The organism is Pseudomonas sp. S37 (assembly GCF_016658545.1).
GTDB lineage: Bacteria > Pseudomonadota > Gammaproteobacteria > Pseudomonadales > Pseudomonadaceae > Aquipseudomonas.
In genome coordinates this window covers 20,132-30,943 of sequence record NZ_JACVZC010000072.1, presented here as the reverse complement: position 1 = coordinate 30,943, position 10,812 = coordinate 20,132, and the positions used below count along the sequence as shown (strand labels likewise).

General features: G+C 61.9%; 10 protein-coding genes. 6 read left to right on the top strand and 4 right to left on the bottom strand.

The window, feature by feature from the left end:
• Positions 1-55 precede the first annotated feature (55 nt).
• From IAE39_RS19670 to IAE39_RS19660, 3 genes are all read right to left on the bottom strand, one after another.
• Positions 56-298 (bottom strand): hypothetical protein, encoded by a 243-nt coding sequence (locus IAE39_RS19670; RefSeq protein ID WP_201205607.1) that lies wholly within the window; start codon positions 296-298, stop codon positions 56-58.
• Positions 299-395: 97 nt separating this feature from the next.
• Positions 396-923: a lactoylglutathione lyase gene (gloA, locus tag IAE39_RS19665; protein ID WP_201205605.1), complete on the bottom strand. Its 528-nt coding sequence runs from the start codon at positions 921-923 to the stop codon at positions 396-398.
• Between the two features lie 225 nt (positions 924-1,148).
• Positions 1,149-1,508 carry a histone-like nucleoid-structuring protein, MvaT/MvaU family gene (locus tag IAE39_RS19660; RefSeq protein ID WP_201205603.1) on the bottom strand — a complete coding sequence of 120 codons (360 nt, stop codon included), beginning with the start codon at positions 1,506-1,508 and terminating at the stop codon, positions 1,149-1,151.
• Positions 1,509-1,869: 361 nt separating this feature from the next.
• On the opposite strand from IAE39_RS19660, the gene IAE39_RS19655 reads away from it, so the two are divergent.
• Positions 1,870-3,159 carry an OprD family porin gene (locus IAE39_RS19655; RefSeq protein ID WP_201205601.1) on the top strand — a complete coding sequence of 430 codons (1,290 nt, stop codon included), beginning with the start codon at positions 1,870-1,872 and terminating at the stop codon, positions 3,157-3,159.
• 79 nt (positions 3,160-3,238) lie between these two features.
• On the top strand, positions 3,239-3,988 hold the full coding sequence (gene cobF / locus IAE39_RS19650) for a precorrin-6A synthase (deacetylating) (protein ID WP_201205599.1): 750 nt from the start codon (positions 3,239-3,241) through the stop codon (positions 3,986-3,988).
• Between the two features lie 119 nt (positions 3,989-4,107).
• Here the strand turns inward: cobF and IAE39_RS19645 are convergent, their stop codons facing one another.
• A complete protein-coding gene (locus IAE39_RS19645) occupies positions 4,108-4,458 on the bottom strand; it encodes a response regulator (protein ID WP_201205597.1) in 351 nt (116 codons plus the stop codon).
• A 248-nt stretch (positions 4,459-4,706) separates the two neighbouring features.
• On the opposite strand from IAE39_RS19645, the gene IAE39_RS19640 reads away from it, so the two are divergent.
• From IAE39_RS19640 to IAE39_RS19625, 4 genes are read left to right on the top strand one after another with little or no spacing between them, the layout of a single operon-like run.
• The gene (locus tag IAE39_RS19640; RefSeq protein WP_201205595.1) at positions 4,707-8,174 is read left to right on the top strand and encodes a response regulator; all 3,468 of its coding nucleotides are present in this window, start codon (positions 4,707-4,709) and stop codon (positions 8,172-8,174) included.
• Positions 8,171-8,992 carry a CheR family methyltransferase gene (locus IAE39_RS19635; RefSeq protein ID WP_201205592.1) on the top strand — a complete coding sequence of 274 codons (822 nt, stop codon included), beginning with the start codon at positions 8,171-8,173 and terminating at the stop codon, positions 8,990-8,992. The genes IAE39_RS19640 and IAE39_RS19635 overlap by 4 nt, the downstream gene beginning before the upstream one ends.
• Positions 8,989-9,564: a chemotaxis protein CheB gene (locus tag IAE39_RS19630; protein ID WP_201205590.1), complete on the top strand. Its 576-nt coding sequence runs from the start codon at positions 8,989-8,991 to the stop codon at positions 9,562-9,564. The genes IAE39_RS19635 and IAE39_RS19630 overlap by 4 nt, the downstream gene beginning before the upstream one ends.
• Entirely contained in the window at positions 9,558-10,784 is a 1,227-nt protein-coding gene (locus IAE39_RS19625; protein WP_201205588.1) for a hybrid sensor histidine kinase/response regulator, read from the top strand. Before IAE39_RS19630 ends, IAE39_RS19625 begins: the two co-directional genes overlap by 7 nt.
• The last annotated feature ends 28 nt before the right edge of the window (positions 10,785-10,812 follow it).

Here is a 10,812-nt window from a genome sequence, read left to right as displayed (position 1 = left end):
TCCCGGGGGGGGTGTTTTACCCCCCGCAATGTGGCCCGCACAGGCAATAACAGACTCAGAACACCTTGTGCCCTTCATCCAGCTGCTGGTCAACCAGCGCCCGGCCATGGGCCAGCGACACATGCTGCGCATTATCAAGATCGGAGAAGAACTTCATCGGCATCGCCATGCGCCTGCTGGTGTGCCCGTCGGGGGCGGTAATCAGGCAGCCGGCTGCATAGGGCAGGGGGGAGTCGGGGTGGGGCATCACGCTGGCGGTGATGGTGTGCTCGCGGTATTCACAGTGAAGAGATTGCATCGTCCTTACCTCGCTGTGGCATGTGAAGCAGTTACCTTCATATACCACAGCAAGGGGCCGGGAGTTCCCGGCCCGACGAGCGAGCCGCGACGAACGCTTAGCCTTTGAGCTCGGTCGGCTGGATCACTTCGACCCAATAGCCGTCCGGGTCCTTGACGAACGCCAGGTGGTTCATGCGCCCGTCCTGCAGGCGTTTCTGGAAGGGCACTTCCAGTTCTTCGAAGCGTGCACAGGCAACACGCACGTCTGGCACCGAAATGCAGATGTGGCCGAAGCCGCGCGGGTCGGTGTTGCCGTTGTGGTAGGCAAATTCGGCATCGTTTTCAGTGCCGTGGTTGTGGGTAAGCTCCAGCACGCCAGGGATCGACTTCATCCACTGGTGACGAGCCGTGTCATCGGCCGGGATTTGCGCCGGGTCGACCAGGGCCAGGAAGTACAGGCTGAAAGCGGCTTCGGGGAAGTCACGCTTGTCTACCAGGCGGAAGCCCAGCACGCGGGTGTAGAAGTCCAGCGACTTCTCGATGTCCTTGACCCGCAGCATGGTGTGGTTGAAGACGAACTGGGCGGTGGCAGCATCGGGTTGCGCGGTAACGCCAGGCAGGGTTTGCAGATCGTGCAGGCTCATGGGAACTCCTGAGACGGGGCCGGGCGCAGGGCACCGGCAAAACAGACAGGCTGGCCATGATACGGCAGTGCGCCGATTGCGCAAATGAAAGCGCCCTGCACAAGGCAGGGCGCTGGAATTAGAGGCCCGCATGTGCGGGCGCGTGATGGGGTCGCTAGTCCTTTAGCTGCCTCGATACTGAGCCAGCTCTTGTGAAAAAAGTGTGAAGCAGGCGTTGATGTTTCATCAGCGAACCCAGCTTTCCACCGTGGCGGCGCCATATTTTTCTTTCCAGGCCTTGAGGCCGCGGTGGTTGCCGCCTTTGGTCTCGATCCGTTCGCCGGTGTCCGGGTGGGTGTAAACCTTCACCACGCGCGGGCGGCGCTGCTGCTTGGGGGCCGCGCTGGAAACGCGCGCCACAGCCTTGGGGTCGAGGATGGCGATGATGTCGCGCAGGCTCTTGTCATAGCTTTTCATCAGGCCGACTAGTTTCTGCTCGAATTCGATTTCGCGTTTGAGGCCGGCATCCTTTTTCAACGCTTCCAGTTGCGCCATCTGTTCCTGGAGCGCTTTTTCGGCAGCACGAAACTCTGCAAGTCTGGACACTGTAATCACTCCTGTACGTCGGTCGTGGCAGGGCGTGACGAACATTGAAGAAGAATGAAAACGCCGGCCACGCGGGTGGGTTACGCTGTTCGCTGATATCGAGTGTAGTCATTCATCGGTACTGGGTAAACCGCTAACTTTTTATAAGTAAGCCGGGAACTTTCCTAGTTTTGCGTGCGGTATTTCGCAGCATTTTCCAGGCGCGCCGGCGACGCGTTTAGACCATGGTCCAATGGCGCGTGCCAGAGCCTTTTCGCGATCATTTCAGATGATGGCCGGCTATTGTTCGGCCTTGTCGCAGTGCCGTGGCCAGTGCGTGCCACAGGTTGTTAACCCGCCTTGATTCTGGATGTTTCCCCGCATGTTTTCCGCTTTCCCCCTCGCCCCCGGGCGCCGTGTTGCCGGCCTGTTCCTGTTGTGTGCCGGCGTCAATGCCCAGGCCGCCGGTTTTCTTGAAGACAGCAGTGCCAAGGTCGAAGCACGCAATGTCTACTTCAACCGGGATTTCCGTGACGGCCACAGCAGTTCCAGCCAGGGTGCGTCCAAGCGCGAAGAGTGGGCGCAAGGCTTTATCCTCAATGTGCAGTCGGGTTATACCCAGGGCCCGGTCGGTTTTGGTGTGGATGCACTGGGCATGGTCGGTTTCAAACTGGATTCCAGCCCGGCCGACAGTAACAGTGGTTTGCTGCCATCTTCCGGCCACGACCCGCGGCACTCGGCCGACCAGTACGCCAAGATGGGCCTGGCAGCCAAGGTCAAGGTTTCCAGCACCGTGCTCAAGTACGGCTCGATGATGCCGGATGTACCGCTGCTCAAGTACAACGATGGTCGCCTGCTGCCGACCATGTTCCATGGCGCGATGCTTACCTCCGAAGAACTGCACGACCTGAAGTTCACCCTGGCACGCCTGGATAAATACACCGCGCGGGACTCCACCGACCGCCAGGACATTCGCGTGCACTGCAAGAACAAGCGCTATGCCTGCGACATCGAAGCCGACCACTTCGACCTGGCCGGTGTCGATTACCGCTTCAACGAGCGCTTCAGTGCCCAGTACCAGGTAGCCAAGCTGGAGAACATCTACCGCCAGCACTTCCTCGGCCTGGTGGCCAGCCAGCCATTGGCGGTGGGCAGCCTGTCGGCCGACCTGCGCCTGATCAAGAGCGACGACGTAGGCAATGCCCGCGCTGGCGCCATCGACCACCGCGCGTTCAGCGGCATGCTCGGCTACAGCCTGGGTGGCCACAAGATCAGTGCCGGCTGGCAACGCATGTATGGCGACAGCGCCATGCCGTACCTGGATGGCAGCAACCCGTACCTGGTCAACTACGCCCAGGTCAACGACTTTGCCGCCGCCCAGGAACGCTCCTGGCAAGTACGTTATGACTACGACTTCAAAGCCCTGGGTGTGCCCGGCCTGACCTTCTTCACCCGTTATATCAACGGTGACAATATCAAGGTGCCGGGCAGCAGCGCCGAAGGCAAGGAATGGGAACGCGACACCGAGTTAAAGTACCAGGTGCAAAGTGGCACTTTCAAGGACGTCAGCGTGCGCCTGCGTAATTCCACGTACCGCAGCAACTATGAACAGTGGGCGCGTGACATGGACGAGACGCGGGTGATTGTCAGCTACAACTTCTCGATCTTCTGACCGGTCGCTTTGCCAAATACCGGCAGCCGCCTGACAATGGCGGCTGGCTTTGGCAAAGAGCAGGGCAAAGGGCAGGGCAATGAAAAACCTGTTGTTGATCGGCATCGGCCCGGGTGACCCGCGTCAGGTCACTTATGAGGCCGTCGATGCGTTGCGCAGTGCCAGTGTGTTCTTCGTGCTCGACAAGGGCGGCGACAAGGACGAGCTGGTGCGCCTGCGCAAGGCCATCCTGCAACGCTATCGCCCCGAGGGCGGCTATCGGCTGGTGCAGGTGGCCGACCCGCTGCGCGATCACCAGGCAGACGACTACCTGGGCGCAGTGCAGGACTGGCACCGCCAGCGGGCTGCGTTGTATGGCCAACTGATCGAGCAGGAACTGGGCGACGGGGAAACCGGCGCTTTTCTGCTGTGGGGCGAGCCCACGCTGTATGACAGTACCTTGCGTATTCTGGACCTGGTCCGCGAACGCGGCGTAGCGCTGCGCCTGCAGGTGATCCCGGGTATCAGCAGCGTGCAGGCACTGGCGGCGCGGCACCAAGTGGCGTTGAACCGCATTGGCGAACCACTGACCGTGCTGCCAGGGCGGCGCCTGGCCGGGCAGGGGGCCATCGACAATGTCGTGGTGATGCTGGATGGGCAATGCGCGTTTGCCCGGCTGGATGACCCAGGGTTGATGATCTACTGGGGCGCTTACCTGGGCACCGAAGATGAAGTGCTGATTGCCGGGCCGTTGGCGATGGTGAAAGCGCAGATCCTGGCGGTGCGTGAACGGGAGCGGGCGCGCAAGGGGTGGATCATGGATACCTACCTGTTGCGCAGGGCGCTGTGAGGTGGGTTCTCTGTGCCGGCCTCTTCGCGGGTGAACCCGCTCCCACAGGTAAATCACTACCTTGAATATTAGGGGAACCCTGTGGGAGCGGGTTCACCCGCGAAGCAGACGCCACGGTCTCAAGGCTTACCCAGAATGGCCACCACCTTGTCCCGCAACTGGTCGATGCTGAACGGCTTGCCGATCAGGTGCATGCCCTCGGGTACATTGAAGCTGTCGGCATAACCGCTGGCAAACAGCACCGGCAACAACGGCCGCAGTTCGCGCGCCTTGCCGGCCAGCGCTTCGCCGCGCATGTCCGGCAGCCCCACATCAGTCATCATCAAGGCCAATGTCTGGCCCGGGTCTTCAAGTATGCGCAATGCTGCGCTGGCATCTTCCGCCTCGATGACCGTATAGCCCAACTCGTCGAGTACTTCGACCATCAGCATACGGACGATGTCGTCATCTTCGACTACCAGAAGGTGCATGGTTCGGATCCTGTGCAAATGAATGTCTTTAATCTGTGCTCCAGGTGGCAGCAGAAGTTCCCGAGGATACCGATACATGCAAATAGATGGAACGATTGGCGCACACCACCTTCAAATACTGGCTAAATGCCCTGCCAGACCCGGTAAAGCTGGTTAGACTCGCTTATCAGGACGGCGCAGTGGCAGATAACAACAATGACTGATCCGCCACTCTTTTCAATGGACTTTTCTTGCTCGGGCGTTTTCACATGATTCAAGCAGCCTCGATGGACCACCGAAGCTTCCGCAAGCTGTTGAGCCGCAACGTCGGCCTTCCCCTGGGTGTGGGCCTGCTGGGCGCCGTCGCCTTTGTCGCGGTGATCAACTACCTGCTCTCGGCCATGCAATGGGTCGAGCACACCGACCGGGTGATCGGCAATGCCAACGAAACGGTCAAGCTGTCGATCGACATGGAAACCGGCATGCGCGGCTTCCTGCTGACCGGTGACGAGCGCTTCCTCGACCCCTACGAGGTGGCCAAGCCGCGTATTCTCAGTAGCCTGCAAAGCCTGCGTGGTATGGTCGAGGACAACCCGCAACAAGTCGACCGCATCGACAGGCTGGTGGCGTTGCAGCAAGCGTGGAACGAATTTGGCAGCAACATGATTACCCTGCGCCGCAATGACGGCGCCTATCGGGAGCTGATCGGCAATGGCCGAGGCAAGCGCCTGACCGATGAGATCCGCAAGGAATTCGACAACCTTATCGGCACCGAGCAGCAATTGCGCATGGCCCGCAACGACAAGGTCAGCACGGTCACCGTCACGGCGATTTCGGCCTTCGTGTTGTTCATCGTCGGCCTCAGCGCCCTGTTGGCCTACCTAGGGCGGCGCGATCTGTTGGCGTTGTCTGGCAGCTACGACGAAAACCTCAAGGCCCAGCAGCGTTCGGCCGAGCGCTTGGAGCACCAGGGTTGGCTGCGCAACGGGCAGACCCAGCTGGCCGAACAGGTGCTGGGCCAGTTGACCCTGCCCATGCTCGGCGACAACATCCTGCGCTTCTTCGCCGGCTACCTGGGCAGTGTGGTCGGGGCGCTGTACGTACGTGACGAGCATGGCCGGCTGGTGCGCGTGGCCAGCTATGGCCTGGATGCCGAGCAAATGGCCCGCGAGCAGGTAGTGGGCGATCACGAAGGCCTGCTGGCCCAGGCAGTGCGCGAAGGGCGCCTGCTGCGCCTGGATGACCTGCCGGAAAGCTACTTCCACCTGAGTTCCGGCCTGGGCAAGGGCTTGCCGCGCAGCGCCCTGCTGATGCCGGCCAGCGATGGCGGGCAGGTCAACGGCGTGTTGGAGCTGGGCTTCCTGCGCCCGTTGCAGGACCGCGACGGCGAACTGCTGCAGCGGGTGGAGGATAACGTCGGTATTGCCATCGAAAGCGCCCGCTACCGCCAGCGCCTGCAGGAAGTGCTGGCCGAAACCCAGCAACTGAACGAAGAGCTGCAAGTGCAGCAGGAAGAACTGAAAACCGCCAACGAAGAGCTGGAAGAGCAGTCCCGCGTGTTGAAGGAGTCCCAGGCCCACCTGGAAACCCAGCAGGCGGAACTGGAACAGACCAACGAGCAGCTGTCCGAACGCACCGACGCGCTGGACCGCAAGAACGACGAACTGGTCCAGGCCCAGGAAGAACTGCAGGCCCGCGCGGATGAACTGCAGCGTTCGAGCAAGTACAAGTCCGAGTTCCTCGCCAACATGTCCCACGAGTTGCGCACGCCGCTGAACAGCTCGCTGATTCTGGCCAAGCTGCTGGCGGAGAACGCCGAAGGCAACCTCAGCGGCGAACAGGTGAAGTTCGCCGAGTCGATCTACTCGGCCGGCAACGACCTGCTCAACCTGATCAACGATATCCTCGACATCGCCAAGGTCGAGGCCGGCAAGCTCGAAGTGCGGCCCGAGACGACCCAGCTGGCCCGCCTGGTAGAAGGCCTGCGTGGCATGTTCGAGCCGTTGGCCGGGCACAAGGGCCTGGCCTTCGAGGTGACGGCCCAGGCGCAGGTGCCGGCTACCCTGTTCACCGACCGCCAGCGCCTGGAGCAGATCCTCAAGAACCTGCTGTCCAACGCCATCAAGTTCACCGAACGTGGCCAGGTCAGCCTGAACATCGGCTACCAGCCGGGCAGCGGCATCGTGTTTGCCGTGCGTGATTCCGGCATTGGTATTGCCGCCGACCAGCAGCAGGCCATTTTCGGTGCCTTCCACCAGGTCGATGGCACCAGCAACCGCCGCTATGGCGGTACCGGCCTGGGCCTGTCGATTTCCCGCGACCTCGCCCATTTGCTGGGCGGGCACATCAGCGTCGACAGCAGCCCGGGGCAGGGCAGCGTGTTCAGCCTGGTATTGCCGGAGCGCTACGAAAACCTGGCGCAGGACGTCGAACCCCTTAGCCTGCGCCCGGCCGTCGATGCACTGCCGCCGGTGCCGCAAGTGGCGGCGGTGGCTGCGCCGAAGCGCCCTGTGCAGGCCTTTGCCGATGACCGTGAACGGGCGCCATTCGGCAATCGTTGCATTCTGGTGATCGAGGACGAACCGAACTTCGCCCGCATTCTCTTCGACCTGGCCCATGAGCTGGGCTACAGCTGCCTGGTGGCGCACGGGGCCGACGAAGGCTTCGAACTGGCCGCCCAGTACATCCCCGACGCTATCCTGCTGGACATGCGCCTGCCGGATCATTCCGGCCTCACCGTGCTGCAACGCCTCAAGGAGCAGGCCAGTACCCGGCATATCCCGGTGCACATCATTTCTGTCGAGGACCGCGTCGAAGCCGCCATGCACATGGGCGCCGTCGGCTATGCGGTCAAACCCACCAGCCGCGAGGAACTGAAAGAAGTGTTCGCCCGCCTGGAGGCCAAGCTGACGCAGAAGCTCAAGCACATTCTGCTGGTGGAAGACGACGACCTGCAGCGCGAGAGCATCGCCCGCCTGATCGGTGACGACGACGTCGAGATCACCGCCGTGGGCATGGCCCAGGATGCCCTGGCGCTGCTGCGTGAAAACATCTACGACTGCATGATCATCGACCTCAAGCTGCCGGACATGCTCGGCAACGAGCTGCTCAAGCGCATGACTGCCGAAGACATCCGCGCCTTCCCGCCGGTGATCGTGTATACCGGGCGCAACCTGACCCGCGAGGAAGAAGCCGACCTGCTCAAGTACTCGCGCTCGATCATCATCAAGGGCGCCCGCTCGCCCGAGCGCCTGCTCGACGAAGTGACGCTGTTCTTGCACAAGGTCGAATCGCAGTTGTCCAACGAACGCCAACGCATGCTCAAGACCGCGCGCAGCCGCGACAAGGTGTTCGAAGGGCGCAAGGTGCTGCTGGTGGACGACGATGTGCGCAATATCTTTGCCCTGACCAGCGCGCTGGAGCACAAGGGCGCGATCGTCGAAATCGGCCGCAACGGCCGCGAGGCCATCGAGCGCCTGGAGCAGCACGACGACATCGACCTGGTGCTGATGGACGTGATGATGCCGGAAATGGACGGCTTTGAAGCCACCCGGCTGATTCGCCAGCAAGCGCGCTGGCGCAAGCTGCCGATCATTGCCGTAACCGCCAAGGCGATGAAGGATGACCAGCAGCGTTGCTTGCAGGCCGGTGCCAATGATTACCTGGCCAAACCGATCGACCTGGACCGCTTGTTCTCGCTGATCCGTGTATGGCTGCCGCAACTGGAGCGAATTTGACTAGCGAACGTAACACCGACATCGAAATCCGCTTGCTGATCGAGGCCATCTACCTCAAGTACAGCTACGATTTCCGCAACTATTCCGGCGCTTCTATCAAGCGCCGGATCCTGCATGCGCTGCGCCAGTTCGACTGCCTGACGGTATCGGCGCTGCAGGAGCGTGTGCTGCACGACCCAGGCATGTTCATGCAGCTGCTGCAGTACCTGACGATCCCGGTCAGCGAGATGTTCCGCGACCCGGGGCACTTCCTGGCGCTGCGCAACGAGGTGGTGCCGTTGTTGCGCACCTGGCCGTCGATCAAGGTATGGATTGCCGGCTGCAGCACGGGCGAAGAGGTGTACTCGATGGCCATCCTGCTGCGCGAGGAAGGCCTGCTGGAGCGCACCATCATCTATGCCACCGACATCAACCCGCACTCGCTGGACAAGGCCAAGCAGGGCATCTACTCGATGCAGAGCATGCGCGAGTACGCCGAAAACTACCGCATCGCCGGCGGGCGCCGGGACTTTGCCGAGTACTACACGGCAGCCTACGGCAACGCGATCATGGACAGCACCCTGCGCGACAACGTGACCTTTGCCGACCACAGCCTGGCCACCGATAGCGTGTTTTCCGAAACCCAGCTGGTGTCGTGCCGCAATGTGCTGATCTACTTCAACAAGGAGCTGCAAGACCGTGCCTTTGGCCTGTTCCATGAGTCGCTGTGCCATCGCGGCTTCCTGGTGCTGGGCAGCAAGGAGTCGGTGGACTTTTCCGCTTACAGCGAGCGTTTCGAGCCGCTGGTCAAGCCCGAACGGATCTACCGCAAATCATGAACGGCGTGCAGGCGGTGGTGATCGGCGCATCGGCTGGCGGCGTGACGGCGCTGTTTACCGTGCTGGGCGGGTTGCCGGAAAGCTTTGCCATCCCGGTGCTGTGTGTGCTGCACCTGCCGGATGACCGCCACAGCCAGCTGGCCGAGGTGCTGCAGCGGCGCCTGCACCGTCCGGTGAGCGAGGCGCGGGACAAACAGCCGGTAGAAGCCGGGCAGATCTACGTGGCCGGGCCGGGTTACCACCTGTCGGTGGAGCGTGACTTCACCCTGTCGTTGAGCCAGGAGCCGCCGGTGCATTTTTCCCGGCCGGCCATCGACTACCTGTTCATCTCCGCGGCCGATGCCTATGGCGCCGGCCTGCTTGGCGTGCTGCTCACCGGTGCCAACGAAGACGGCGCCCAAGGGCTTGCCTATATCAAGAACAGCGGCGGCCGGACCATCGTCCAGGACCCCCGCGACGCACAGGTTGCGCTGATGCCCGAGGCCGCCCTGGCCCTGCATCAACCTGACCATATTCTTACCCTGAGTGGCATCGGGCAGTTGCTCGCTGCCCTGGAGCCTAGCGCATGCTAAGCCACACCATCGCCAAACTGCTGATCGTCGACGACCTGCCGGAAAACCTGCTGGCCCTCGACGCCCTGATCCAGGGCGAAGACCGCGAGGTGCACCAGGCCCAGTCTGCCGAGGCCGCCTTGTCGCTGTTGCTCGAACACGAGTTTGCCTTGGCCATTCTCGATGTGCAGATGCCGGGCATGAACGGCTTCGAGCTGGCTGAACTGATGCGCGGCACGGAAAAGACCCGCAATATCCCGATCGTTTTCGTCACCGCCGCCGGGCGCGAGATGAACTATGCCTTCAAGGGTTACGAAAGCGGGGCGGTGGACTTTCTGCACAAGCCGCTCGACACCCTGGCGGTGAAGAGCAAGGTCTCGGTGTTCGTCGACCTGTACCGCCAGCGCAAGGTGCTCGACCGCCAGTTGCAGGCGCTGGAGCGCAGCCGCCAGGAGCAGGAAGTGCTGCTGGCCCAGTTGCAGACGGCGCGCGGTGAGCTGGAACACGCGGTGCGCATGCGCGATGACTTCATGTCGATCGTCTCCCACGAGGTGCGCACCCCGCTCAATGGCCTGATCCTGGAAACCCAGCTGCGCAAGCTGCACCTGGCACGTGGCAACCTGGCCGCGTTCAGTGGCGACAAACTGCAGGCCATGGTCGAGCGCGACGAGCGCCAGATCAACAGCCTGATCCGCCTGATCGAAGACATGCTCGATGTGTCGCGCATTCGCACCGGCAAACTGTCGCTGCGGCCCAGGGCCTTTGACCTGAGCCAGCTGGTGCGTGGCCTGGTGGAAAACTTTGCCGCCCAGGCCACGGCGCTGGACACGCATATCGAGTTGCAGTGCTGCCAGCCACTGCAGGGTGAGTGGGACGAATTCCGGATTGAACAAGTACTGGCCAACCTGTTGTCCAATGCCTTGCGATACGGTGAACGCAAACCGGTTCAGGTGCGGGTTTTCGAGGCGGACGGCCTGGCGTGCGTGCAGGTGCAGGACCATGGCATCGGTATTTGCATGGCCAACCAGCAGCGGATTTTCCAGCAGTTCGAGCGGGTGGCCAGCCAGCATGCCAGCGGTGGCCTGGGCCTGGGGCTGTATATCTCGGAACAGATCGTGCATGCCCATGGCGGGCGTATTCTGGTGGAAAGTGAAGAGGGCAAAGGCGCTACCTTCACCTTGCAATTGCCACTGGCTACATTCGAACAACAAAACGACCAGGCGCGGGCAACCTCTGCGTGAGCCTGGGGTCTGATGGCCAACTGTAAGC

What these genes read in the sequence shown, in the direction of transcription:
- IAE39_RS19670 (WP_201205607.1), bottom strand. Translation starts at nt 298, where the DNA reads ATGCAATCTCTTCACTGTGAATACCGCGAGCACACCATCACCGCCAGC.
- gloA (WP_201205605.1), bottom strand. Translation starts at nt 923, where the DNA reads ATGAGCCTGCACGATCTGCAAACCCTGCCTGGCGTTACCGCGCAACCC.
- IAE39_RS19655 (WP_201205601.1), top strand. Translation starts at nt 1,870, where the DNA reads ATGTTTTCCGCTTTCCCCCTCGCCCCCGGGCGCCGTGTTGCCGGCCTG.
- cobF (WP_201205599.1), top strand. Translation starts at nt 3,239, where the DNA reads ATGAAAAACCTGTTGTTGATCGGCATCGGCCCGGGTGACCCGCGTCAG.
- IAE39_RS19645 (WP_201205597.1), bottom strand. Translation starts at nt 4,458, where the DNA reads ATGCACCTTCTGGTAGTCGAAGATGACGACATCGTCCGTATGCTGATG.
- IAE39_RS19640 (WP_201205595.1), top strand. Translation starts at nt 4,707, where the DNA reads ATGATTCAAGCAGCCTCGATGGACCACCGAAGCTTCCGCAAGCTGTTG.
- IAE39_RS19630 (WP_201205590.1), top strand. Translation starts at nt 8,989, where the DNA reads ATGAACGGCGTGCAGGCGGTGGTGATCGGCGCATCGGCTGGCGGCGTG.
- IAE39_RS19625 (WP_201205588.1), top strand. Translation starts at nt 9,558, where the DNA reads ATGCTAAGCCACACCATCGCCAAACTGCTGATCGTCGACGACCTGCCG.